26 protein-coding genes and 4 pseudogenes are annotated in these 26,031 nt (G+C 33.6%); 12 read left to right on the top strand and 18 right to left on the bottom strand.

The window, feature by feature from the left end; all coding sequences use genetic code 11:
- The first annotated feature begins 347 nt into the window (after positions 1–347).
- From N3Z16_RS04965 to N3Z16_RS04980, 4 genes and pseudogenes are all read left to right on the top strand, one after another.
- The gene (locus N3Z16_RS04965) at positions 348–602 is read left to right on the top strand and encodes a hypothetical protein (RefSeq protein ID WP_282485543.1); all 255 of its coding nucleotides are present in this window, start codon (positions 348–350) and stop codon (positions 600–602) included.
- Between the two features lie 73 nt (positions 603–675).
- Positions 676–1,805 (top strand): annotated as a pseudogene (locus N3Z16_RS04970) (IS91 family transposase).
- A 355-nt stretch (positions 1,806–2,160) separates the two neighbouring features.
- Positions 2,161–2,415 carry a hypothetical protein gene (locus N3Z16_RS04975; RefSeq protein ID WP_282485543.1) on the top strand — a complete coding sequence of 85 codons (255 nt, stop codon included), beginning with the start codon at positions 2,161–2,163 and terminating at the stop codon, positions 2,413–2,415.
- A 73-nt stretch (positions 2,416–2,488) separates the two neighbouring features.
- Positions 2,489–2,875: a transposase zinc-binding domain-containing protein gene (locus tag N3Z16_RS04980; protein WP_282485612.1), complete on the top strand. Its 387-nt coding sequence runs from the start codon at positions 2,489–2,491 to the stop codon at positions 2,873–2,875.
- Here N3Z16_RS04980 and N3Z16_RS04985 read toward each other — a convergent pair.
- Positions 2,872–4,020 (bottom strand): IS630 family transposase, encoded by a 1,149-nt coding sequence (locus N3Z16_RS04985; RefSeq protein WP_282485613.1) that lies wholly within the window; start codon positions 4,018–4,020, stop codon positions 2,872–2,874. The genes N3Z16_RS04980 and N3Z16_RS04985 overlap by 4 nt on opposite strands.
- Here N3Z16_RS04985 and N3Z16_RS10945 point away from each other — a divergent pair.
- Positions 3,992–4,749: pseudogene (locus N3Z16_RS10945) on the top strand (IS91 family transposase). The gene N3Z16_RS04985 and the pseudogene N3Z16_RS10945 overlap by 29 nt on opposite strands.
- 23 nt (positions 4,750–4,772) lie before the next feature.
- On the opposite strand, the gene N3Z16_RS04995 reads toward N3Z16_RS10945, so the two are convergent.
- From N3Z16_RS04995 to N3Z16_RS10975, 11 genes and pseudogenes are all read right to left on the bottom strand, one after another.
- Positions 4,773–5,447 (bottom strand): IS91 family transposase, encoded by a 675-nt coding sequence (locus N3Z16_RS04995; RefSeq protein WP_282485615.1) that lies wholly within the window; start codon positions 5,445–5,447, stop codon positions 4,773–4,775.
- Between the two features lie 73 nt (positions 5,448–5,520).
- Positions 5,521–5,775, bottom strand: a complete 255-nt coding sequence (locus tag N3Z16_RS05000) for a hypothetical protein (RefSeq protein ID WP_282485616.1) — start codon at positions 5,773–5,775, stop codon at positions 5,521–5,523.
- Positions 5,776–8,395: 2,620 nt separating this feature from the next.
- Complete coding sequence (ltrA, locus tag N3Z16_RS05025) at positions 8,396–9,697, bottom strand: group II intron reverse transcriptase/maturase (RefSeq protein ID WP_282485624.1); 1,302 nt, start codon at positions 9,695–9,697, stop codon at positions 8,396–8,398.
- A 3-nt stretch (positions 9,698–9,700) separates the two neighbouring features.
- Positions 9,701–9,913: a hypothetical protein gene (locus N3Z16_RS05030; RefSeq protein ID WP_282485625.1), complete on the bottom strand. Its 213-nt coding sequence runs from the start codon at positions 9,911–9,913 to the stop codon at positions 9,701–9,703.
- 486 nt (positions 9,914–10,399) lie between these two features.
- On the bottom strand, positions 10,400–10,702 hold the full coding sequence (locus N3Z16_RS05035; protein WP_282485626.1) for a hypothetical protein: 303 nt from the start codon (positions 10,700–10,702) through the stop codon (positions 10,400–10,402).
- 331 nt (positions 10,703–11,033) lie between these two features.
- Entirely contained in the window at positions 11,034–11,912 is an 879-nt protein-coding gene (locus tag N3Z16_RS05040; RefSeq protein WP_282485553.1) for a transposase, read from the bottom strand.
- Complete coding sequence (locus N3Z16_RS05045; RefSeq protein WP_282485554.1) at positions 11,894–12,346, bottom strand: transposase; 453 nt, start codon at positions 12,344–12,346, stop codon at positions 11,894–11,896. Before N3Z16_RS05045 ends, N3Z16_RS05040 begins: the two co-directional genes overlap by 19 nt.
- Before the next feature lie 159 nt (positions 12,347–12,505).
- A complete protein-coding gene (locus N3Z16_RS05050) occupies positions 12,506–13,198 on the bottom strand; it encodes an IS630 family transposase (protein WP_282485627.1) in 693 nt (230 codons plus the stop codon).
- Positions 13,177–13,653, bottom strand: coding sequence for a helix-turn-helix domain-containing protein (locus tag N3Z16_RS05055; protein ID WP_282485628.1), 477 nt, complete (start codon positions 13,651–13,653; stop codon positions 13,177–13,179). Before N3Z16_RS05055 ends, N3Z16_RS05050 begins: the two co-directional genes overlap by 22 nt.
- Positions 13,654–13,776 (bottom strand): annotated as a pseudogene (locus tag N3Z16_RS10970) (hypothetical protein); the annotation flags it as partial.
- 46 nt (positions 13,777–13,822) lie between these two features.
- A complete protein-coding gene (locus tag N3Z16_RS10975; RefSeq protein WP_410519610.1) occupies positions 13,823–14,065 on the bottom strand; it encodes a transposase in 243 nt (80 codons plus the stop codon).
- A 213-nt stretch (positions 14,066–14,278) separates the two neighbouring features.
- On the opposite strand from N3Z16_RS10975, the gene N3Z16_RS05060 reads away from it, so the two are divergent.
- Positions 14,279–14,551, top strand: a complete 273-nt coding sequence (locus N3Z16_RS05060) for an AbrB/MazE/SpoVT family DNA-binding domain-containing protein (RefSeq protein ID WP_282485630.1) — start codon at positions 14,279–14,281, stop codon at positions 14,549–14,551.
- Entirely contained in the window at positions 14,544–14,942 is a 399-nt protein-coding gene (locus N3Z16_RS05065) for a type II toxin-antitoxin system VapC family toxin (protein ID WP_282485631.1), read from the top strand. The genes N3Z16_RS05060 and N3Z16_RS05065 overlap by 8 nt, the downstream gene beginning before the upstream one ends.
- A 306-nt stretch (positions 14,943–15,248) precedes the next feature.
- Here the strand turns inward: N3Z16_RS05065 and N3Z16_RS05070 are convergent, their stop codons facing one another.
- The 4 genes and pseudogenes from N3Z16_RS05070 to N3Z16_RS05085 all read right to left on the bottom strand — a co-directional run bounded on the left by N3Z16_RS05070 (position 15,249) and on the right by N3Z16_RS05085 (position 18,779).
- Positions 15,249–15,764, bottom strand: a complete 516-nt coding sequence (locus N3Z16_RS05070) for a hypothetical protein (protein WP_282485632.1) — start codon at positions 15,762–15,764, stop codon at positions 15,249–15,251.
- A 343-nt stretch (positions 15,765–16,107) separates the two neighbouring features.
- Positions 16,108–17,237: pseudogene (locus tag N3Z16_RS05075) on the bottom strand (IS91 family transposase).
- A 73-nt stretch (positions 17,238–17,310) separates the two neighbouring features.
- Positions 17,311–17,565 (bottom strand): hypothetical protein, encoded by a 255-nt coding sequence (locus tag N3Z16_RS05080; protein ID WP_282485543.1) that lies wholly within the window; start codon positions 17,563–17,565, stop codon positions 17,311–17,313.
- A gap of 890 nt (positions 17,566–18,455) precedes the next feature.
- The gene (locus N3Z16_RS05085) at positions 18,456–18,779 is read right to left on the bottom strand and encodes a hypothetical protein (protein WP_282485634.1); all 324 of its coding nucleotides are present in this window, start codon (positions 18,777–18,779) and stop codon (positions 18,456–18,458) included.
- A gap of 175 nt (positions 18,780–18,954) precedes the next feature.
- Between N3Z16_RS05085 and N3Z16_RS05090 the strand changes: the two genes are divergently transcribed.
- The 5 genes from N3Z16_RS05090 (at position 18,955) to N3Z16_RS05110 (ending at position 22,517) form a co-directional block, all read left to right on the top strand.
- Positions 18,955–19,386 carry a hypothetical protein gene (locus tag N3Z16_RS05090; RefSeq protein WP_282485636.1) on the top strand — a complete coding sequence of 144 codons (432 nt, stop codon included), beginning with the start codon at positions 18,955–18,957 and terminating at the stop codon, positions 19,384–19,386.
- 144 nt (positions 19,387–19,530) lie between these two features.
- Positions 19,531–19,785, top strand: coding sequence for a hypothetical protein (locus tag N3Z16_RS05095; RefSeq protein ID WP_282485543.1), 255 nt, complete (start codon positions 19,531–19,533; stop codon positions 19,783–19,785).
- A 73-nt stretch (positions 19,786–19,858) separates the two neighbouring features.
- Positions 19,859–20,989, top strand: a complete 1,131-nt coding sequence (locus tag N3Z16_RS05100; protein WP_282485637.1) for an IS91 family transposase — start codon at positions 19,859–19,861, stop codon at positions 20,987–20,989.
- Positions 20,990–21,200: 211 nt separating this feature from the next.
- Positions 21,201–22,052 carry a porin gene (locus N3Z16_RS05105; protein ID WP_282486967.1) on the top strand — a complete coding sequence of 284 codons (852 nt, stop codon included), beginning with the start codon at positions 21,201–21,203 and terminating at the stop codon, positions 22,050–22,052.
- 183 nt (positions 22,053–22,235) lie between these two features.
- Positions 22,236–22,517: an HU family DNA-binding protein gene (locus N3Z16_RS05110; protein ID WP_282485638.1), complete on the top strand. Its 282-nt coding sequence runs from the start codon at positions 22,236–22,238 to the stop codon at positions 22,515–22,517.
- A gap of 165 nt (positions 22,518–22,682) precedes the next feature.
- On the opposite strand, the gene N3Z16_RS05115 is transcribed toward N3Z16_RS05110, so the two are convergent.
- Together N3Z16_RS05115 and N3Z16_RS05120 are read right to left on the bottom strand one after the other, a co-directional pair.
- Complete coding sequence (locus tag N3Z16_RS05115) at positions 22,683–25,469, bottom strand: sodium:solute symporter family transporter (protein WP_282485639.1); 2,787 nt, start codon at positions 25,467–25,469, stop codon at positions 22,683–22,685.
- 21 nt (positions 25,470–25,490) lie between these two features.
- The gene (locus N3Z16_RS05120; protein WP_282485640.1) at positions 25,491–25,892 is read right to left on the bottom strand and encodes a GNAT family N-acetyltransferase; all 402 of its coding nucleotides are present in this window, start codon (positions 25,890–25,892) and stop codon (positions 25,491–25,493) included.
- Between the last annotated feature and the right edge of the window lie 139 nt (positions 25,893–26,031).

Below are 26,031 nucleotides of genomic sequence, written 5' to 3' on the forward strand. Positions count from 1 at the left end.
TAGGGAATTTTATGCTAATACAGATTTATCAAATTTTGAAATCTTAAAAAATCAACTAAAAGAATAGCAGTTTTCTTATAATTATCGCGCCTTCATGGGTCATTAAAGGGCAAAACTCCTGCCCAATATAGCGGAGAATTAGGGGATAAAACTCCTCTTTGGTAAGACGTTATCGCCGCATATGATTTGTCAAAACAAGATAAGCCACCTATCGGTGGCAGCTTAAAAGAAGATACTCTTGACCGATAAATATTTATGGAGGATTATAATACTGGTATTTGATTTGTTTTAACTTGAGTTATAAAGACTGAATGTTAGACATACATAAGATAATATATAATTGAGTTATGAGTAACTTGCACTCTGAGCAGCATTTGGTCAATGAATTAGCGGTAAAAACTCTTAAGGCCATTTCTAAAGAGCAAGCAATTCCTTACAGCAGGATCAAAAAGATTTTTTCCGAAGGAGATAAGGAAATAGCCAAGGCTTTCTGGATAATGTTGCGAAAAATATCTCCCAATCATAAGTATAATTCTGTTTACTATTGCCCTGATTGTAAAGAATTTGATTTAGAACGCAAAGGAAGAAAGATTCCTTGGTAAGAAAACATTAACTATAAGTAATTTATGGAAATAGTCGGTAAAGGAATATCTATAAAACATATTTTTCTAGACCGTGGTAATTGGTCTCGATTTCGCTAAAAAATACGGCAAGCTAAGATACGGCATTATTTTCAACGTCACTAAAGTTATATCGTGTGGAACGAAATATTTAGGATTTAAACGTTATAGCTGCCGTGATTGTAACCGCAATAAATCGGTAGCATTCAGCTGTAAAGGTAGGTTTTGTTCTCGTTGTGGTAAGAAACAAACGGATCAATGGGTGAGTAAGGCTAGCAATGTTCTACCAAAAACACGATGGCAGCACATTACATTTACAATGCCGGACTCTTTATGGCCGATATTTTGGCTCAATCGTGATCTGTTTGGATTGATTTCCGGTATTGCAGCAGGAATTATTAAGGAGATAGCTACAAAGAAAAATCTTGTGGTTGGTATATTTACTGCCTTACACACTTTCGGTAGAGATTTAAAACGCAATGTTCATATCCATTTATCGGTTACTTGCGGCGGTATAAATAGCAAAGGCAAGTGGCAAAAATTATTTTTTCCTGCCGAACCTATTAAAAAAATGTGGAGACATAGAGTCCTTGAGTTATTTCGCTTTCAATATATCTCAAGTAATTTGAAGTTGCCGTCCGCATATCAAAATGCTGAGAATTTTAATAACTGGATGAGTAGTTTATACGAAATCAGTTGGTATGTTTATTTACAAAAACCATCGGATGATCATAAACGCAACATAGAATATTTAGGGCGGTATATAAAACGCCCCCTATTTCCGAGACAAGAATAGAAAATTACGACGGAAAGCAGGTAACGTTTAAATTTCTTGATCACTATAATAATACAATTGATCGCATAACTATGCCCGTGATGCAGTTCATAGCTAGTCTGATTATGCATATACCAGATCGTTATTTTCGAATGATTAGGTATTACGGTTTTTTATCTAATAGAACTAGGGGCGTACAATTACCTATCGTATATAAGGCAATTAATCAAATCGTTCATAAGAAAACTAAGCTCATTAGTTGGAGATTAATGATTTGGTTGAATTTTAAAATAGATCCTCTGTTTTGCTATAATTGCAATAAATGTATGAATCTGCGGCAAGTTTATTACGGTTTATCTCCGCCATTGTTATTAATAAGAATCAATGAATTATTATCAACGCCTAGATAACATCATTATGGCGAACACTTCTTTCACGTCTTAGCCACATAATTTGTAAAACTGAACCTATTTTTAGATAGATTCTGGCAGAGATTTTTATAAAAGTGTTGATAATTTCTAATATTGTGGCTTGTAACTACATTTTATTAAACGAATTTTCAAAGTTTTGATTAACAATTTTTCTGGTTACAAATTTTGAAATTCCTATACTACAAGATAAGCCACCTATCGGTGGCAGCTTAAAAGAAGATACCCTTGACCGATAAATATTTATGGAGGATTATAATACTGGTATTTGATTTGTTTTAACTTGAGTTATAAAGACTGAATGTTAGACATACATAAGATAATATATAATTGAGTTATGAGTAACTTGCACTCTGAGCAGCATTTGGTCAATGAATTAGCGGTAAAAACTCTTAAGGCCATTTCTAAAGAGCAAGCAATTCCTTACAGCAGGATCAAAAAGATTTTTTCCGAAGGAGATAAGGAAATAGCCAAGGCTTTCTGGATAATGTTGCGAAAAATATCTCCCAATCATAAGTATAATTCTGTTTACTATTGCCCTGATTGTAAAGAATTTGATTTAGAACGCAAAGGAAGAAAGATTCCTTGGTAAGAAAACATTAACTATAAGTAATTTATGGAAATAGTCGGTAAAGGAATATCTATAAAACATATTTTTCTAGACCGTGGTAATTGGTCTCGATTTCGCTAAAAAATACGGCAAGCTAAGATACGGCATTATTTTCAACGTCACTAAAGTTATATCGTGTGGAACGAAATATTTAGGATTTAAACGTTATAGCTGCCGTGATTGTAACCGCAATAAATCGTTAGCATTCAGCTGTAAAGGTAGGTTTTGTTCTCGTTGTGGTAAGAAACAAACGGATCAATGGGTGAGTAAGGCTAGCAATGTTCTACCAAAAACACGATGGCAGCACATTACATTTACAATGCCGGACTCTTTATGGCCGATATTTTGGCTCAATCGTGATCTGTTTGGATTGATTTCCGGTATTGCAGCAGGAATTATTAAGGAGATAGCTATTAACCCACCAATTAAATACCCGACTTAGGCGGCATATTTTACTTCTTTCGCCTGAAATAATCTTTTGATATGTTCTGGGTTATTTTGCAGAGTCCTTAGGTAAGATTTTAAATTCCCTTGGAGTTCAGATTTTGTAAGAGGTATATGTTTCCTATTTACATTTCTTTTTAAATCGTTGTTTAAATATTCATCCGGATTATGTTGCGGAGTATACGGAGGCAGAAAAAATAAAGAAATTTTCTTTTTATGTTTCCGAGTCCATATTTGTACTTTTTTGCTATGATGAACCTTGAGATTATCTAGGATTAAGAAGATTTTTTTCTTGGAGTATTTTACCAACCTCCGTAAAAATTCTATAAATACATTTGTTTTTAGTGTCTCTTCGTACAGCATAAACCTTAGCTTACCGTTATTTGTAACAGTGGATATCATGTTTATACTAAATCTCTTCGATTTATGAATCACAACAGGGGTTTTTCCTTTTAAAGAATAGCTTTGTAATACCTGACACTCTTGTTTTATCCCTACTTCGTCGCACCAATGTATTTCTGCCTTTTCATATTCTGCTTGCTTGGCTATTGACGGATATTCTTCATCTAACCAAAATTGAACCCTTTTGGGTTGCTGCTCATATGCTAACTTCTTTGGCTTTTGTGCAGTATACCCCCATCTTCTTAAATATTCGCCTATTGTACTTAGGGGAAGAAAAAATCCACAATGTTTTTTGATGAGTGCATTAACTGATTTTCTTGACCATAATGCTGATTTGATATTGTGATCTTCTGGTCTAGAGATATTTACGTACCCTTGTATTATTTTACTTTGATCTTCGGTTATAAGCCTTTTCTCTCCTATCTTTCTACCTCTTAACTTCCCACTAATTGCGTACTTGTCGCCTCTCTTTTCCCTCCTTACCCATTCATTTACTGTCTGGCGACTCACTCCTATTAATTCACCTACCGACGATTGACTCTCTCCTCTTTTTACTAGTTTTAGAGCAATCTTTCTCATCGACGCTTGTGCGCTTATTGATAATTTCCTAAAATCTTCACTTTTTGACATTATTGCATTATACAAATTCCTTCCTTCTTGGCAATAGTTATGTCGGGTATTTAATTGGTGGGTTAATACAAAGAAAAATCTTGTGGTTGGTATATTTACTGCCTTACACACTTTCGGTAGAGATTTAAAACGCAATGTTCATATCCATTTATCGGTTACTTGCGGCGGTATAAATAGCAAAGGCAAGTGGCAAAAATTATTTTTTCCTGCCGAACCTATTAAAAAAATGTGGAGACATAGAGTCCTTGAGTTATTTCGCTTTCAATATATCTCAAGTAATTTGAAGTTGCCGTCCGCATATCAAAATGCTGAGAATTTTAATAACTGGATGAGTAGTTTATACGAAATCAGTTGGTATGTTTATTTACAAAAACCATCGGATGATCATAAACGCAACATAGAATATTTAGGGCGGTATATAAAACGCCCCCTATTTCCGAGACAAGAATAGAAAATTACGACGGAAAGCAGGTAACGTTTAAATTTCTTGATCACTATAATAATACAATTGATCGCATAACTATGCCCGTGATGCAGTTCATAGCTAGTCTGATTATGCATATACCAGATCGTTATTTTCGAATGATTAGGTATTACGGTTTTTTATCTAATAGAACTAGGGGCGTACAATTACCTATCGTATATAAGGCAATTAATCAAATCGTTCATAAGAAAACTAAGCTCATTAGTTGGAGATTAATGATTTGGTTGAATTTTAAAATAGATCCTCTGTTTTGCTATAATTGCAATAAATGTATGAATCTGCGGCAAGTTTATTACGGTTTATCTCCGCCATTGTTATTAATAAGAACCAATGAATTATTATCAACGCCTAGATAACATCATTATGGCGAACACTTCTTTCACGTCTTGGCCACATAATTTGTAAAACTGAACCTATTTTTAGATAGATTCTGGCAGAGATTTTTGTAAAAGTGTTGATAATTTCTAATATTGTGGCTGGTAACTACATATTTATTAAACGAATTTTTAAAAAGCTGATTGATGATTTTTCTGGTTGCAAATTTTGAATTTCCTATACTAAAAAATAATTTTTGCCACTTGCCTTTGCTATTTATACCGCCGCAAGTAACCGATAAATGGATATGAACATTACGTTTTAAATCTCTACCGAAAGTGTGTAAGGCAGTAAATATACCAACCACAAGATTTTTCTTTGTAGCTATCTCCTTAATAATTCCTGCTGCAATACTGGAAATCAATCCAAACAGATCACGATTGAGCCAAAATATCGGCCATAAAGAGTCCGGCATTGTAAATGTAATGTGCTGCCATCGTGTTTTTGGTAGAACATTGCTAGCCTTACTCACCCATTGATCCGTTTGTTTCTTACCACAACGAGAACAAAACCTACCTTTACAGCTGAATGCTAACGATTTATTGCGGTTACAATCACGGCAGCTATAACGTTTAAATCCTAAATATTTCGTTCCACACGATATAACTTTAGTGACGTTGAAAATAATGCCGTATCTTAGCTTGCCGTATTTTTTAGCGAAATCGAGACCAATTACCACGGTCTAGAAAAATATGTTTTATAGATATTCCTTTACCGACTATTTCCATAAATTACTTATAGTTAATGTTTTCTTACCAAGGAATCTTTCTTCCTTTGCGTTCTAAATCAAATTCTTTACAATCAGGGCAATAGTAAACAGAATTATACTTATGATTGGGAGATATTTTTTGCAACATTATCCAGAAAGCCTTGGCTATTTCCTTATCTCCTTCGGAAAAAATCTTTTTGATCCTGCTGTAAGGAATTGCTTGCTCTTTAGAAATGGCCTTAAGAGTTTTTACCGCTAATTCATTGACCAAATGCTGCTCAGAGTGCAAGTTACTCATAACTCAATTATATATTATCTTATGTATGTCTAACATTCAGTCTTTATAACTCAAGTTAAAACAAATCAAATACCAGTGTTATAATCCTCCATAAATATTTATCGGTCAAGAGTATCTTCTTTTAAGCTGCCACCGATAGGTGGCTTATCTTGTACCCAGTAACAATATCATACTATATTAGCCAGTCAATAGCTAAAATTAATCTTCATAAACAACATCACGTTTGGCTATTGCAACTATTAAAATAATAAGTTTATTCTCTTCCAGTTTACAAATTATCCTGAATTTATCTACTCGATAACGCCATAAGCCTTTTTTATTATTTCTTAAGGCTTTCCCGAAAAGCTTGGGATGTTCAAGGTTTAATATATCTTTGTTAAGATAACTCTGCACTTTTTTTTGAGACTGTTTATCCAGTTTTTCGAGCTGTTTTTGAGCCTTTGTGTCAAATTCAATCTTCCAATAAGCCACAGTTCCTCTGTACTTCTTCCCATGAAACCCTAGGATTATTTTGTGCTAATACTTCTACTGCAGTATTATAATCTTCTATATCTTCCTGTAATTCCAAGACATAGCTTTGAATTGCCTTAAGGATGATATGACTTTTAGACCTCTCAGTTTGTTTAGCAACTTCTGTTAGTGCTGCATTTAAATCATCAGGTATTCTAGCTGTAATTGTACTCATAATTAACCCCTTTACTTATGTATTAAGTATAAATACATTGTATTACACTTGTTATACTATTAACCCACCAATTAAATACCCGACATAACTATTGCCAAGAAGGAAGGAATTTGTATAATGCAATAATGTCAAAAAGTGAAGATTTTAGGAAATTATCAATAAGCGCACAAGCGTCGATGAGAAAGATTGCTCTAAAACTAGTAAAAAGAGGAGAGAGTCAATCGTCGGTAGGTGAATTAATAGGAGTGAGTCGCCAGACAGTAAATGAATGGGTAAGGAGGGAAAAGAGAGGCGACAAGTACGCAATTAGTGGGAAGTTAAGAGGTAGAAAGATAGGAGAGAAAAGGCTTATAACCGAAGATCAAAGTAAAATAATACAAGGGTACGTAAATATCTCTAGACCAGAAGATCACAATATCAAATCAGCATTATGGTCAAGAAAATCAGTTAATGCACTCATCAAAAAACATTGTGGATTTTTTCTTCCCCTAAGTACAATAGGCGAATATTTAAGAAGATGGGGGTATACTGCACAAAAGCCAAAGAAGTTAGCATATGAGCAGCAACCCAAAAGGGTTCAATTTTGGTTAGATGAAGAATATCCGTCAATAGCCAAGCAAGCAGAATATGAAAAGGCAGAAATACATTGGTGCGACGAAGTAGGGATAAAACAAGAGTGTCAGGTATTACAAAGCTATTCTTTAAAAGGAAAAACCCCTGTTGTGATTCATAAATCGAAGAGATTTAGTATAAACATGATATCCACTGTTACAAATAACGGTAAGCTAAGGTTTATGCTGTACGAAGAGACACTAAAAACAAATGTATTTATAGAATTTTTACGGAGGTTGGTAAAATACTCCAAGAAAAAAATCTTCTTAATCCTAGATAATCTCAAGGTTCATCATAGCAAAAAAGTACAAATATGGACTCGGAAACATAAAAAGAAAATTTCTTTATTTTTTCTGCCTCCGTATACTCCGCAACATAATCCGGATGAATATTTAAACAACGATTTAAAAAGAAATGTAAATAGGAAACATATACCTCTTACAAAATCTGAACTCCAAGGGAATTTAAAATCTTACCTAAGGACTCTGCAAAATAACCCAGAACATATCAAAAGATTATTTCAGGCGAAAGAAGTAAAATATGCCGCCTAAGTCGGGTATTTAATTGGTGGGTTAATATGTCAAAGCAAAAGTGTAATTTTGTCTTGATAAATTGTTTCAATTTCAGCAGCACAGGGCTATCTTTCTTATAAGAAGTTAATACTCTTATAAAATTAATATAAGCCCTGTACTTAACCAAAAGTATTTTACCGATAGTAAAAAATACAATTAATTGGGACAATTTCTTATTTTACAGTTACAAATAGCGTTTTATTTCTTCAAGTTGCCCAAGTACATTTTGCGAATTAAACAGTAAATGTTCCTTCTGTGGAACTTGTCGTTCCAAAAATGACACTACTAAAACACAAAATTCTCTTGGCACTACCACAAATTCATCATCGGTTTTTGATTTTAACCACATTGATAAACTATGGGTAGAAATATCATTAATCATACCCCAGAGAAGCTTGGATATTTCTTCTCGTGAAATAAAACGGTCTTTTATTGCAGTCATTTTTATACCTCCACTTCTCTTACAGAGAAACAAAGATATAACAAATTGGTAATATTTATTTTCTCGAATGATTTGATATTATTCAATATGGAATTGATATTGTCGTGATTTTTTGTCCCAAAGATTGTATCTTTACTTAAGGCAAAATTGTTGCTATTAATTAGGTAGACGCCGTGATAATTTCTCTTCCTCTAATTTCCTCTTAATTTGTTAATTAAACGATCATTACCACGACATCCCCCGCAGAACCGTGCTTGCAGTTTTCCCGCACACGGCTCTTCAATGGAACATTTGCTATAAAAGCTAGAATTAATACATTGGATAGCATATCCTCGGTGTCGGTAATGGATTCCATTGTAGATATTTTAGATATTGGTCTAAATTCATACTTTTCTTCTGACTTCTACGATTTATCCATTTAAATACAATCAAAAAGATCTTATTATAAAACTGCTGAAGACAGCGATAATTACCGCTAATTCCAAAGTAATTATAATGTCCCGTTAATTTAGATTTGAGTACTGGCCACCATTCTTTAAGACGCAATTTATTTCGTATTTGCTTTAACCACTCCTTAGTTTCTTTAAGTTTCCGACAGAGATTTTCTTTACTGGTCTTATGACCCATAATGAAATATCCTTGCCTACTCTTACCGCAATAATGCGTAAAACCAAGAAAGTTAAAAGTTTCTACTTTTTCTTTGCCTCTTCGAGCTTGTTTCCATACTTGTCGTCCAAATTTAAGCACTTTTGTCTTTTCTTCTGATACCTCTAGACCAAACTTTTCTAACCTTACGTGAAGTAATTTCAGAAAATTCTTTGCATCTTTTTCACTTTCACAACATACTACAAAGTCATCACAGTAGCGTATTAGCTCCATGTGTCCTTTTGCTTGTGATTTAATTTCTTTCTTAAACCATAAGTCTAGTACATAATGAAGATAGATATTTGCAAGCAATGGACTAATTACTCCTCCTTGAGGAGTTCCTACCTCAGTTGCTAACTGCTTTCCATCCTCAACTACTCCAGCTTTTAAGAATCTCCTTACTAACCATAATAAATTACGATCAATTATTTTCTCCTCTAAACATCGTTGTAGCCAATAATGATTAACATTATCAAAGAACCCTTTGATATCTACTTCTACAATATAGTTAATTGGTTTAGTCATAACCGCTTTGTCTAATGCTTTTACCGCATCATGACAGCTTAATTTATGTCTGAATCCATAAGATACATCCAAAAACTCTGCTTCATAAATCTGTTCTAAGATCTTCTTTAGCATAATTTGAACTAACTTATCTTCAACTGATGGTATACCAAGTCCACGCTTCTCATTCTTACCAGCTTTTGGGATATAAACCCTCTTCACTGGTTTAGGACAATACTGCTTTGACTTCATGGATGCCACTAATTGACCAAGCCTTTCTCTTAAATTCTTGCCATAAGCTTCCACTGTCTCACCATCAATTCCACAAGCTTTATTAGCCTTTAGTTCTTGATAGCATTCTGCAAGATTAGCCTCATTTACATGATGTATTAACGATGTAAATTTTAGTTGTTTATCTTGCCTCGCTCTCCTAGCTATCTGATTAAGTTTAACCTGCATCATTTATTATAACCTCAGTGTATTATTATGACTGGTACTTAACCAGGCTTCCCATTGCTGACCGCTTCCCCATGTACATAGCTTTCCTATGCTCCAAGTACTATCAGTCAGTCTGACTTCTTCTGTATCATTTGCCAGTTCTCGCCTGTTTTGACTTGTCCCGACATACTCTTCCGAGAACACAGAAGATCTCCCAAGTTTACGTAAACTCCATCTCATACCATGCCACGGACTTTGACCCCGATAGAGTGAATGATAACTTACCTTAACGCCACCATTCATACTGCCTTCCGCATAATGCAAAAACGTCGGCCTCTATGATCTTGAATATTTCGGAGCTCAATACCTTCACTTTCGTTGCGGCCTGATATGTCCTTACCATTGGCTTCATTGTGTTTGTCACCTCCCACAATGCAATGGTTAGTTCTATGCTGGTGGTTAGCCTTTGCATAGGTCGGATTCTCACCAACTGATTCTTACGCACTTCCCTTGGCGCACTACATATAATTCTCCTGTTAAAGGTGAGTTGTTGAATTAATGAGGATATTTAAGTCGTCGAAAATCTAAATATCCTCAGTCACAAGACATAAAAACGTTTGAAGTTCGTAGCTTCAGGAGTTTTTTTATGCCTTGCTTATAGATTAGTGTATAAGGAAGAAATAGAAGTGTCAATACTTTTTTAAGAAAAATACTGACACTATTAAATTATTCTTTTTTTGTTTTTTGATAAGATTTGACTATAAAATCTATTTTGTCTTGAGCTATTTTAAATAACCCCTTATTATTTTGATCTTTTTCTATAATTCCATCTATTTGTAATACATTAAGCGTAGCATAAATAGTAGACCTAATAACTCCTGTTTGTTTATGTAATTTTGCTACAGAAACATATACTAAATTATCAACAGCGTTATCTATTAAAGCACATAAAACTTTATTCTGATTATCTGTATATTTTCCATAATCAGCTATTGCTTGATACAGTATATGTTCATTCTTGTTATTCATAATGTTAATATTTATTATATTATTTTTTGTATAAAAATAATACTTACTTTAAAAATTTACAATAAAAATCTTGATTTTTACGAAAAATGATCAATACTGTAAGTCACAGAGAGCTTATTTTCGCTCTCTATAGTCTTTCCGTCAAAATTCTAAATTTTTGATGTAGTTTTAATAATTTTAAAAGTCAATCATCGCATTTTTATTTTTTTGGGGTATTTTTTTACCAAAAATATAAAATTTAGGTGCTATGATGGCAAAAATTCACAATTTACTCATGATTCTCTCTTGAGCAATGCTAATTGCTTAAATTATTAAGATTTTCGGAAAATTATTATGCGGTGGATTCTTTGAGAATATTAGTGATTCTACGCAAATTCAAGCCAACGGCAGAGATAAGCGGATTAACGATATCTCCAATTATTCCCTTAAGGTAGTTTCTACCCATACGACCAAAATTCTTTAGATGACCTATTATCGGTTCAATTGCACTTCTCCGCTTTTGCATCTTTTTGTCATCGGTTGATAAAGCTTTCTTGGTCTTGGCGGTAAAAACCTTGCCTTTTTCTTTGAAGTTATGGCCGGTGTAACCAAGATCTACAAAAATTTTGCTAGTCTCCGGACTTAGCTTGCGCAGCTCCGATACCGTTTGATCTAAAGTATGTCCGTCGTAGGGGTTACCGTGAAAAGATTTAACCCCAAGAATAAAGTTGCCTCGGCCGCTTACTGCAATCCCGACTTTGTTACCAAATTCGTAAGGTTTATTCATTTTACCCTTGCCGATACACTCTACCTCCGGAGCATGAAAGCTATAGACTATCTTATGCTCTTTTTTATAAATATCCTTGTCCTTTTTCTTAAGCACAGACTGGGCATGAATATTTTTAACTCTCGTAAAAATGGCGCTATCCTCAGCAGATAGTTCTAATTTTGATTTTTCTATACCTCTCCAGCATATACGGATCAACCTACCTAAGCGGACTTTTAAGCTTATCATTATTTTTCTACGTTGCCTTGCTTTACTATCTTCCTTGTACTTCCAAAGCTTGATCGTCTTATATTTAAAACTCTTGGCGTATGTCTCGTTAAGCGAAATACCAAGTCGTTTACAGAGATCTACTACTTTTGCTCTTGCGGTCTCCATTAAATGTACGTCATGTGGATGTTTGATATTCTTAATCTGTACAGTCGTATCTATAATCGCCGATTCCAAGTCTTTTTTTTGAGTGCTCCGACCTTCAGTCCTATACGCAAAAGCTCTTTTAGAATCTCTTTATATCCTTCCTCTCCCAGAGCATTGCGGAATCTACGTATAGTCGCCTCCGATACGTCAATATCTTGTTGCATATACTCATAGCCGCAAAAATATTGCCAATATATATTTTCCTTTAATTCTTCCTCCGTAAACGAATCAGAACCGTTATACATAGCTTGCAGCATTGATAGTCCTAGCATTACTCTATGATCCTTCTTATTTCTACCGAATTGCTTGATTTCAACCTTAGCTAATGCCAGCGCTTCAAGTTCAGACCAATTTACCAAATCTCTCAGTTTATATAATTTGTTTTTGCGATTTAGTTGTATAGATAATTTTTCACCAAATAATCTTTCTTGTTTTTGAGAAAAACTAATATTTTCTATAGGCATATACTTTAAAATCCATAAGCTTTATGCGCTAATTATAACATTTTCTTATGGATTTCGTAAGCCATTTATAACATGAAACCCCTTCTAATTCAGGGGTAGAGAGTTTTGACGGAGAGACTATATAACCTTTTATATTAACCCACCAATTAAATACCCGACTTAGGCGGCATATTTTACTTCTTTCGCCTGAAATAATCTTTTGATATGTTCTGGGTTATTTTGCAGAGTCCTTAGGTAAGATTTTAAATTCCCTTGGAGTTCAGATTTTGTAAGAGGTATATGTTTCCTATTTACATTTCTTTTTAAATCGTTGTTTAAATATTCATCCGGATTATGTTGCGGAGTATACGGAGGCAGAAAAAATAAAGAAATTTTCTTTTTATGTTTCCGAGTCCATATTTGTACTTTTTTGCTATGATGAACCTTGAGATTATCTAGGATTAAGAAGATTTTTTTCTTGGAGTATTTTACCAACCTCCGTAAAAATTCTATAAATACATTTGTTTTTAGTGTCTCTTCGTACAGCATAAACCTTAGCTTACCGTTATTTGTAACAGTGGATATCATGTTTATACTAAATCTCTTCGATTTATGAATCACAACAGGGGTTTTTCCTTTTAAAGAATAGCTTTGTAATACCTGACACTCTTGTTTTATCCCTACTTCGTCGCACCAATGTATTTCTGCCTTTTCATATTCTGCTTGCTTGGCTATTGACGGATATTCTTCATCTAACCAAAATTGAACCCTTTTGGGTTGCTGCTCATATGCTAACTTCTTTGGCTTTTGTGCAGTATACCCCCATCTTCTTAAATATTCGCCTATTGTACTTAGGGGAAAAAAAATCCACAATGTTTTTTGATGAGTGCATTAACTGATTTTCTTGACCATAATGCTGATTTGATATTGTGATCTTCTGGTCTAGAGATATTTACGTACCCTTGTATTATTTTACTTTGATCTTCGGTTATAAGCCTTTTCTCTCCTATCTTTCTACCTCTTAACTTCCCACTAATTGCGTACTTGTCGCCTCTCTTTTCCCTCCTTACCCATTCATTTACTGTCTGGCGACTCACTCCTATTAATTCACCTACCGACGATTGACTCTCTCCTCTTTTTACTAGTTTTAGAGCAATCTTTCTCATCGACGCTTGTGCGCTTATTGATAATTTCCTAAAATCTTCACTTTTTGACATTATTGCATTATACAAATTCCTTCCTTCTTGGCAATAGTTATGTCGGGTATTTAATTGGTGGGTTAATATCTGGGAGAAGATTGATATAAAGAACCAACTGTCGAGTGCCAACTATACTAACCCTGCTTTTAAACATAAATCTACTACTCGGTGAAAAAATTCTTCAAACACTTTAGAGCCGTGCCTAACTCTTATTTTACTCAAAGTTGAATGATCGGGAACAGGTTGTTCTAAATTTAGTTTGCAGTCCTAAACGATAGGCAAGATTATAAATGATCTCCTAGCATAGCTTTCGATCATATTGTATACCAAATATATAACCTACTACTATCATTCTAAAAAACAGTTCGGGATCTACCAATGGTCTGCCGATATTACAACAATAGTACGAAGCCGTAAGCTCTCTTACAAAAGATAAATCAAGCAATTTGTCTATTTTGCATAAAATATGGTTCTTAGGGATTAACACCTTAATATCTAAGTATTGAACGGGTTTAGGTTGATAAACATGAACTTCTTGCATTTCTTGTTGTTATTAAAAAATATCTTTTATTATAATTAGAAAAAATTTTTTCTTAAAAATAACTTTTTTGATTTTTTCAACAGGCTCCGTGTTTTTGGAGCGTTATATTTATCTCAAAATATAGCGGATTATTATATATAGCATTATTTATATAATTGACATAAAACTTTTATAAGTTATTATTAATATAATTACTGTATTAGGAATAACCCCATGAAAATAGAACACTCGCAAATGGATAAGCACGGTAGAATATTAATACCTTCTAATATTAGAAACTCTTTAAATTATAAACAAGGCGACACGTTTGTAATTAGAGCCATAAATGATGAGCTTCATATTGTCAGTATTAATAAAGAAATTAAAGCTGCGCAGAAATTATTTAAAAAGTATAATGCTAATGCTAATTCTGCTGTAGATGAATTTCTTGACTCCAGAAGGATCGATGCAAATAATGAAAACAAGGAATTTACCTTAGATGAATAATCCAGATCAATATGTAATCCTTGATGCTTCAGCATTAATAACGTTACTTTCCGAAGAGAAAGGATACGAAGTCGTAGCTTCTATTTTACCAAAATCAATTATGAGCAGTGTTAACGTTGCAGAAGTAGCTAAATTTCTTATAGAAAAACGAGGTCTTTCTAAAGAGGAAGTATCCAATATCATTCATAGCTTAATTGAAAAGATTATGCCTTTTGATACAAAACTAGCTCTAACAAGTGCTGATATTATTAGCCAAACAAAAAGTTTAGGGCTGTCACTTGGAGATCGGGCATGCCTTGCTCTTGCGATATCAACCGGCTATACAGTTTATAGCTCTGATAGAATATGGTCTCAACTGGAATTAGATTGTAAGATAGTGGTTATACGCTAGTAACTGAGTGTTATATAGGGATATACAAGCAACTGAAGGTGTATCTAAGCAAAGAAGAGGCTTCTAGTGTCTATTAGGCACTGATAATGTCTTAAGGAAAAACCTTTTTACAACACCGTCTTTATATTAAAGACAGAGCATAGAAATCTGTTTTTTTATTTCCGGTTAATTGGAAAACCTATATATTGTATTATAAATTATGGTAAAAACCGTATAAAGACATTTAAAGTAAGGTTTTAGAACAGCTGCATATAGCTTTTCACCGAATTTTGGATCTTATGACTTTTATTCCTTTTAAGCTGCTATTTAAGAACCAAGGAACTCTTTTATTGCTTTTACGGCACTATGTTCTTTGCCGTAATAATGCTCAAAGTACTTAATACCCTCTTTTGCAAAATTTGAATTAGTATCGTATGAACCATCAGCTAATAACTGGTAAGCTTCAAGCTTGTAAGTCATATCCATCCCACAACCGCCAAAAGATAAAAATTTATACTCTGCAGCGGGTGTAATGAGTTTAAAAGGTATTAGATCACATAGATACGCTACTTTTTCATTGTAAATACGAGGAGCGTAAACCCAATCATACATCAACGCATCCTCAATGACCGTGTCGGTTACTGTACATAACATCTTTTCTTCATCATTGTCAAAGTCTGCAACATCGTAATTTCCTTTAGCTTCTTCCTGAATTATAAAATCAGGTATGATAATCTCGCAACCGTCCCCTAATTTCTCTGTCAAATTAAATTGCGGTAAATGATAATTCTTGTAAAAAGGTTGAATATGTATGCCTGAAAATTCCTCTCTTAATCCAATCATTTTTTTACTCTGTTTTTATTGCTTTTTTATTTTGAATTCTTTTTTAAACTGCAGTTATCCTGAAAGTTCAAACACAATTGCAGGGACTATATCCCTTTATCTTCTCCCGTGTTGTGATTGTCAACTAAAAATATATTTTATAGTATAGGAATTTCAAAATTTGTAACCAGAAAAATTGTTAATCAAAACTTTGAAAATTCGTTTAATAAAATGTAGTTACAAGCCACAATATTAGAAATTATCAACACTTTTATAAAAATCTCTGCCAGAATCTATCTAAAAATAGGTTCAGTTTTACAAATTATGTGGCTAAGACGTGAAAGAAGTGTTCGCCATAATGATGTTATCTAGGCGTTGATAATAATTCATTGATTCTTATTAATAACAATGGCGGAGATAAACCGTAATAAACTTGCCGCAGATTCATACATTTATTGCAATTATAGCAAAACAGAGGATCTATTTTAAAATTCAACCAAATCATTAATCTCCAACTAATGAGCTTAGTTTTCTTATGAACGATTTGATTAATTGCCTTATATACGATAGGTAATTGTACGCCCCTAGTTCTATTAGATAAAAAACCGTAATACCTAATCATTCGAAAATAACGATCTGGTATATGCATAATCAGACTAGCTATGAACTGCATCACGGGCATAGTTATGCGATCAATTGTATTATTATAGTGATCAAGAAATTTAAACGTTACCTGCTTTCCGTCGTAATTTTCTATTCTTGTCTCGGAAATAGGGGGCGTTTTATATACCGCCCTAAATATTCTATGTTGCGTTTATGATCATCCGATGGTTTTTGTAAATAAACATACCAACTGATTTCGTATAAACTACTCATCCAGTTATTAAAATTCTCAGCATTTTGATATGCGGACGGCAACTTCAAATTACTTGAGATATATTGAAAGCGAAATAACTCAAGGACTCTATGTCTCCACATTTTTTTAATAGGTTCGGCAGGAAAAAATAATTTTTGCCACTTGCCTTTGCTATTTATACCGCCGCAAGTAACCGATAAATGGATATGAACATTGCGTTTTAAATCTCTACCGAAAGTGTGTAAGGCAGTAAATATACCAACCACAAGATTTTTCTTTGTAGCTATCTCCTTAATAATTCCTGCTGCAATACCGGAAATCAATCCAAACAGATCACGATTGAGCCAAAATATCGGCCATAAAGAGTCCGGCATTGTAAATGTAATGTGCTGCCATCGTGTTTTTGGTAGAACATTGCTAGCCTTACTCACCCATTGATCCGTTTGTTTCTTACCACAACGAGAACAAAACCTACCTTTACAGCTGAATGCTAACGATTTATTGCGGTTACAATCACGGCAGCTATAACGTTTAAATCCTAAATATTTCGTTCCACACGATATAACTTTAGTGACGTTGAAAATAATGCCGTATCTTAGCTTGCCGTATTTTTTAGCGAAATCGAGACCAATTACCACGGTCTAGAAAAATATGTTTTATAGATATTCCTTTACCGACTATTTCCATAAATTACTTATAGTTAATGTTTTCTTACCAAGGAATCTTTCTTCCTTTGCGTTCTAAATCAAATTCTTTACAATCAGGGCAATAGTAAACAGAATTATACTTATGATTGGGAGATATTTTTCGCAACATTATCCAGAAAGCCTTGGCTATTTCCTTATCTCCTTCGGAAAAAATCTTTTTGATCCTGCTGTAAGGAATTGCTTGCTCTTTAGAAATGGCCTTAAGAGTTTTTACCGCTAATTCATTGACCAAATGCTGCTCAGAGTGCAAGTTACTCATAACTCAATTATATATTATCTTATGTATGTCTAACATTCAGTCTTTATAACTCAAGTTAAAACAAATCAAATACCAGTATTATAATCCTCCATAAATATTTATCGGTCAAGAGTATCTTCTTTTAAGCTGCCACCGATAGGTGGCTTATCTTGTACCATAATAAAACGTTACCACGAACTACCTTATAAACATATGCCGCTTTCATAAAAGCGCCTGGAAAGCTCTTCGGTCTAGCGGTTAGTTTTCTAAAATCCATATATTACCAATCAATAATTGCTAAATTAAACTTATAGATTTAACTTTCTATCGTACAACGTGTTTCTCTATTGTACGACTTTATGATACTTACTTACCCGTTAATACCCTCCTACAATATTAACCCTACTCTACTTTTGGGAATTAATTAATAATCATAATTATATAATAGACCTTATATTAGTTGGAATATAAGAAAATTATGAATAATTCATTAAATTATTTCCTTTAATGGGACAATTTAAGTATTAACAGATTAAAAAACCGGAACGGCATTTAACTAGGACAATACTTACTTCCATAGATAAGATAGAGCATTGCATAAAAGATGAGTTTATAAGTTTTTACAGGATATCCGGAATGCATTATTGGAAACTTTTACTTTTTAAAGGTGATTTTTTCTATGACCGGCTCGATTAAATTGTGCTTTTTTATATATTTATTGATAGCAACGTTAGTGCAACGATATTCTCTAGCAATAGCATACCTATGAATGCCTCTATCTAAAAGGCGCTGTATTTCTTCTGGATCTATGTCTTCTATCGGACTATAGCTAAAATTTCTTTTACAACCCCTGCACCTGTAGTATTCGCCATTTCTTACTACATTAGTTTGTAAACAATATTTACACTTCATTAATAATAAGCATCTTCCAGTTCTTTTATGGTTCTTTTTCTTTTGTTTTCTTCAAACATTTCTTTAAACTTCTCTAAAGGCTCTTTAAATTTCTCTGCACTTTTATTTTTAGCTTGAGATTTTAAGGATTTCCATACTTTATATGGGGGAGGAGTATAAGAAAGATTATGTTCTTTTATATAAATATTAAATGCCCGTATATTTATTTTTAACTGACGGACTATCTCTGATTTAAACTTTCCGCTATTTAACAGTTTCTGTATATCTTCCGGAGTATATTTTTGCAAAACTAAGACACTTTTAGAAAAATATACTTTACTCATAATGCTTCTATCTCAAATATTTTTATTGTTCTTTCTTTGGATAAGTTTCCCCTTTATTTGTTTATATAGCCATTAAACTCAATTATTTATAATAGCTAATACAATAAATGATTGCAAATTACGTTATATACCTGTTTTAATTAGGTAAGTATTATAAAATCATTATTAAATTTTTATGAAAACAAAAATAACAGGCTTTCTTACAATATCGCTAATAAGTGTGACAGTTTTAGCTAATGATATTACTAATGAGAAAATACCGGTAGTTTCTGGTTTAAACATGAAAATAGGAGCATACGCATCTTTTGAAAGTGGTTTTAGCAAAGAAAATCACCTTAAAAAATCTGAAAAGAATATATCGGCAAATAAAGAGAAGTTTGCTTTTTTTAATGATAGTGCCATTTTTGCTACTATATCAAATAAGGCTGAGGAGATTACTTATGGTGCGAAGATCATACTAGTACCCACAACTAAAAGGAAAGTTAATAAAGATTATAATGGCTCCTATGTATTTTTAGAAAACAATTATGGTCGTATCGAAGCCGGTTCTCCAATACCGGTGGCAAAAAACATGATGATAAGTGACGGTTCCATACCTACAAGATAAGCCACCTATCGGTGGCAGCTTAAAAGAAGATACCCTTGACCGATAAATATTTATGGAGGATTATAATACTGGTATTTGATTTGTTTTAACTTGAGTTATAAAGACTGAATGTTAGACATACATAAGATAATATATAATTGAGTTATGAGTAACTTGCACTCTGAGCAGCATTTGGTTAATGAATTAGCGGTAAAAACTCTTAAGGCCATTTCTAAAGAGCAAGCAATTCCTTACAGCAGGATCAAAAAGATTTTTTCCGAAGGAGATAAGGAAATAGCCAAGGCTTTCTGGATAATGTTGCGAAAAATATCTCCCAATCATAAGTATAATTCTGTTTACTATTGCCCTGATTGTAAAGAATTTGATTTAGAACGCAAAGGAAGAAAGATTCCTTGGTAAGAAAACATTAACTATAAGTAATTTATGGAAATAGTCGGTAAAGGAATATCTATAAAACATATTTTTCTAGACCGTGGTAATTGGTCTCGATTTCGCTAAAAAATACGGCAAGCTAAGATACGGCATTATTTTCAACGTCACTAAAGTTATATCGTGTGGAACGAAATATTTAGGATTTAAACGTTATAGCTGCCGTGATTGTAACCGCAATAAATCGGTAGCATTCAGCTGTAAAGGTAGGTTTTGTTCTCGTTGTGGTAAGAAACAAACGGATCAATGGGTGAGTAAGGCTAGCAATGTTCTACCAAAAACACGATGGCAGCACATTACATTTACAATGCCGGACTCTTTATGGCCGATATTTTGGCTCAATCGTGATCTGTTTGGATTGATTTCCGGTATTGCAGCAGGAATTATTAAGGAGATAGCTACAAAGAAAAATCTTGTGGTTGGTATATTTACTGCCTTACACACTTTCGGTAGAGATTTAAAACGTAATGTTCATATCCATTTATCGGTTACTTGCGGCGGTATAAATAGCAAAGGCAAGTGGCAAAAATTATTTTTTCCTGCCGAACCTATTAAAAAAATGTGGAGACATAGAGTCCTTGAGTTATTTCGCTTTCAATATATCTCAAGTAATTTGAAGTTGCCGTCCGCATATCAAAATGCTGAGAATTTTAATAACTGGATGAGTAGTTTATACGAAATCAGTTGGTATGTTTATTTACAAAAACCATCGGATGATCATAAACGCAACATAGAATATTTAGGGCGGTATATAAAACGACCCCCTATTTCCGAGACAAGAATAGAAAATTACGACGGAAAGCAGGTAACGTTTAAATTTCTTGATCACTATAATAATACAATTGATCACATAACTATGCCCGTGATGCAGTTCATAGCTAGTCTGATTATGCATATACCAGATCGTTATTTTCGAATGATTAGGTATTACGGTTTTTTATCTAATAGAACTAGAGGCGTACAATTACCTATCGTATATAAGGCAATTAATCAAATCGTTCATAAGAAAACCAAGCTCATTAGTTGGAGATTAATGATTTGGTTGAATTTTAAAATAGATCCTCTGTTTTGCTATAATTGCAATAAATGTATGAATCTGCGGCAAGTTTATTACGGTTTATCTCCGCCATTGTTATTAATAAGAATCAATGAATTATTATCAACGCCTAGATAACATCATTATGGCGAACACTTCTTTCACGTCTTGGCCACATAATTTGTAAAACTGAACCTATTTTTAGATAATTCTGGCAGAGATTTTTGTAAAAGTGTTGATAATTTCTAATATTGTGGCTGGTAACTACATATTTATTAAACGAATTTTTAAAAAGCTGATTGATGATTTTTCTGGTTACAAATTTTGAATTTCCTATACTATAAAATATATAAAAACAAATACAGCATATCTAAAACAGGATACTAAAGCTAATCCGTCTTTTTTAACAGGTGAAGGGTGTTTTTTAGGTGATTCGGTAGTTGCCGGTTTAGATTTAGCTAGTTATAGCAGTGAACCGCCACGCACAATAAATTATTATACCCCTAAATTATCCATAAATGACTCCAGTAAAATACAACTCGGCGTATCTTATACACCTGATACGGCTAATACGGGTGTAGATAATCCATCAGTAAAATCAGACGGGATCAGAAAACACGGAATATATGCAAACGGTGTTGATAGATTTGAAATAGACAGGTCTATCAAGGATGCAGTTACTATAGGTTTATCATTAGAACAAAAATTAGCAGAAGACGTAGAATTGAAGTTAACTACCACCGGTGAGTACGGTAAGTCTGTGGGTAAAATCAAGAAATTTACCAATAAGGACGATAAAAACCCTCAAGAATATAAGTTCCATAACTTGGGAACTTTTAACATAGGAGCTGAACTAAAAGTAAACAATTTTAAATATAATGCATGTTATGGTTCTTTTGAAAAAAGTTTTTCCAATAAAGAATTACATAAAACGGGTTTAAAGACTCATTATTATAATGCAGGAGCAGCTTATAAATATAATGCTACAACAATTACATTATCTTATTTCGGTTCAGAACAATTCAAAAATAAAGTTGATAGTGTAAAACTGAATATCAGTCATTTATTAGCTCCTGGATTAAAACCTTATGTAGAGCTTCATAATTATAGATTAAAGGGAAAACCTGAATTTTATTCGGAGTTAAAAGCAAGAAAAGTAAAAGGAGTTGTTGCTCTTATAGGTATAAAGTTAACCATATAGTAACTGTTAAAAATATAGTTAACTTTATTGAAGCTGTTGAACAGTAAAATTTAGAAGAAAACAAAATTTTTATTGAATGAGGTAAAAATGTCAAAACTAAAAAATCAGAATTTAGTTTACTAAATCAAGTGCAATGTTAAAATGGCTGGATTCCAGGTTTTAAACTAATTAATGAGGATAATCATGCATAAGGAAGAATTTAGTAAACATATTGCCCTGCTACATAATATTACCCAAAAAGATGCTCACGATGTTATTGATATATTTACCTCATCGGTAATTGATGCAATGAAACAAGGTAAGGAAATATCACTGGTTGGTTTCGGTCATTTTACTATCGGTAAGATTCCGGCTCGGACAGGACGTAATCCAAGAACCGGTGCAACCTTAAATATTCCTGCTTATAATCAACCAAAGTTCAAGGTTGGGCAAAAATTAAAGGATGCCGTCAATCCTTCACGTTAGGGTTTCGATACCTGCTATAAGGTTAGAGACAACAAGGATTTTCTGATATACCCGATATCGTTTTCTGCTTATGGATAATTCCTTGCTAATCCAATCCTAACTGTTATTAGATCTTTATACTGGCAGGTTTACTATCTCTTAGCGGTAAGTCCTATCAAGTCAACCCTAAACCGGAAGTATCACCGTAAAAGTTGCTCCCTTTTTTCCATCACTTTCGGCCTTAATAGTACCGCCATGAACCTCTAGAATACGTTTACAAACAGCAAGGCCGACACCTCTTCCCCCTGCGGGAGTACGAGTTCTGGAGCTGACAGTAAAAGGCTCAAATATCTCATAAAGCTCTTCTTTAGGTATACCAATTCCTTCATCGGATAAACTTAAGCGTACGTGATTCCTGTCTTGATTCAAGGTAATGGTAATCCGACCTTCTTTACAATAACTAATAGTATTGATAACCAAATTATCCAGTAACTGAATCATATAATTCCTGTCAGCGTTGATCATTATATTTTCTTCAACATTTAAAATACATTCTCTATCTTCCTTATTCTCATCATACAGTTTACGACAGGTCTCTACCCTCTCATATACCAGATCGCTAAAATTAAACTTCTCTTTCTGAAGTTTATAACGAGGTTTACTTAAATCAGACAGAGTGGCAAGATTCTCATCAAATACTTTAAGGTTATGGGCACTTTTTACAATTACGTCAATAGCCTGCTTTTTCTGGTCATCAGTTAGCTTATCATAACCTGCTTGCAGAGTCTCGGCCATACTTATTACTCCGGTCATAGGTGCATGATATTCGTGGTTCATATTACGGATAAATTCAGTTTTAAGAGCCAATGCCTCTTCTACTTCTTTTTCCCTTGTTTCTATTCTACTGCTCAAGTGCCTGTTCTTTTCTTTTGTAAACTCCTGATATTGCTGGTTAGGTTTTAAGAAAAATATTAGTGAACTGCTAATCAATAAAAGCAAATAAATTATTTTAAATTGCGACGAGGTAAAACCAAATTCAACAATACCTAATGGGTGATAATGTTCATAACAGAAACTAACCAGAGTAACTCCAAATAAAATGTTAAATAATGATACTGTCCACTTACTCAGTGAAGATATGACGATAATGTTTATCATAAACGCCATTAGCTGAATTTCAGAAAACTCACTAACGAGTACAATTAAAAAAGAAAAGCACACTAATACTGCCAAACTGACAAAATTCCATAGTATACCGACCAACTTTTTTTCTTTCCATTTTTGAAGCCATAATGGATAGCTAATAAGAAGCGCTGCACTACAGAGAGTTACCGGGTACAATATATTGAATAGTTTAGCATAACGCAGTTGATACTCTTTTTCTAAAGTATGTGTACTACTAAAAATAGAAATCATTACAAAAAAGCCCAGTATTGAAATCAAACCCTCACCGTAAGGACAGTTATTTTTACAGATATCTACAATATTAAGGGATTTAATCTCCGACCAGAACTCTTTGAGTTTCCTCTTCCTTTCTTTGCGAACCCTCATTAGATCGCTATTATCCTTAATACCGACCCAACCTCCCGGTTGTTTGAGAACATAATGGCTACTCATTAAAACCGTTAGATTAGCGAGCATACCAATCACTATGCTGTTCACGGCTTTTATATCGAGCACTTTCCAGGCCAGAACAGTCAGTAACCCCGCTGCCATTCCCAATAACACGGATTTTTCCGAACTCCTGAATCCCAGCAGTGACATTAAAAATGGAACACTTACAATTGGCATATAAAATGAATTAGCTAGAATGAATAACTGTAAAAGACCGCTCTCACTTCCATATAAAGCTAAAACTATCCCGGCAAAACCTATTAGATATGATACAATACGAGCTGAGAATAATTCATTTTTAATAAACTTAATTCTTAAAGGTTTACAAAAATCATGAACAATAATAACGGCGGTAGCATTGATATAACTATCAACCGTAGACATAACCATTGCCATTACCCCGGCTAGAATTATTCCTTTTAATCCTACAGCAGCATAATCAGAAACCAGATATTTTATTACACCCTGTGATGGTAGATTAGGATTAATAGACAGTACTAATACTCCAATAAAACAAATAATTGCTCCAATTACAAAACAGACCACAGCTGCTACAAGAAAAGACCTTGTAACCTGTATTGTATTTTTTGCCATAGCAACCCTTTGGAAAGTTGCAACGCTAAATCCAGGAATCGCAAAAAAGAAAAATATAAAAAGATGATAAAGTGATTGAGGTTCTGAAAAATCAAAAACCTTTTTATAATCAAAAATAGGGTTGGTATTTATCGTATATGTAATAGCGTCAATATTCTCCAGGCTTTCCAGAAGAAAATAGGCAAGCGTAGGCATTACAACAGTAAAAGTCAGAAACTGTATTACATCTGTAAAAGTAACTGATTTTATTCCTCCTAAAGCGGAATATGAGGTTACTATAATTCCCGCTAATAAAATACCGTATATGTTGGCAAAACCAAGAGCATATTCAAACATCATGCCGGCTATCCTGAACTGCATGGCAATTAGACCGCTAATACCTATGAACCCTGAAATTGCCGTAACTATCTGGACCCTCCTCCCAAATAAATCCCCCATAGCCGATGCGATAGACACTTTACCTAAAAACTCTTTCATACGCGGGGCAAAAAACAAGGCTATTAGCGATAGACAGAGAATATCACCAAGCAAAGTAACCCATATAAAATGCAAACCGTTACTATAAGATTCGGGAATAAGAGTACAGAAAAATCCACCGCCAATCCAGGTAGCAACTATCGTTGCCGAAATTGTAGCAGTGCTGAAATTCCTATCACCTATAGCATATTCCTTTATGTTTCTAATTCCCCTACTTGAAGAAAGACCGAGCCACAAATTAGCTACCAAAAACCCGGTAAATATTACTGAGTCCATGTTAAAGTTCATACCGTTTCCCCTACTTATCCGTTAAAGAATTTTTATCATGCTGATTGATGGGATATTATGAAAATAGACTTCTCCGTTTTCCTTAAAACCAAACTGTTGGTAAAAATCCAGCATCGCTTTATCGCTTATAGAGAGCCTTATTATTTCTGCCTTTCGGCTATTTCTTACTTCATTAATAACCCGTTTCATAAGTTCCCTTCCGTACCCCTGATTCCTGTATTCCTTAATAACCGTTACCCTGGCTAAATCTGCTATACCGTTTTCATACATTATTCTAACTATACCGATTATCTGTTTTCCCTGTACAAGAACGTAATGATCACCTTTTATATCAGTTATGCTAAACTCTTCCTTGATTTTTCTCTGATATTCACCGAGATAAACTCTACATCTAATAATCAGATAAGTTATTAGATAACCCAAATTATAAAAGTAAACCGGTTTTAGTAATAACGTCACTTTAGCGTATTTTTGCCTTTGAAATAAAATTAATGTTAACTTTATTTATACATGATCAAATTTGCATGTTCCATACCTAATTTAATTTTAGTTGTAAGAGCAT

The sequence above is a fragment of the Candidatus Megaera polyxenophila genome (assembly GCF_029982035.1).
Classification (GTDB): domain Bacteria; phylum Pseudomonadota; class Alphaproteobacteria; order Rickettsiales; family Rickettsiaceae; genus Megaera; species Megaera polyxenophila.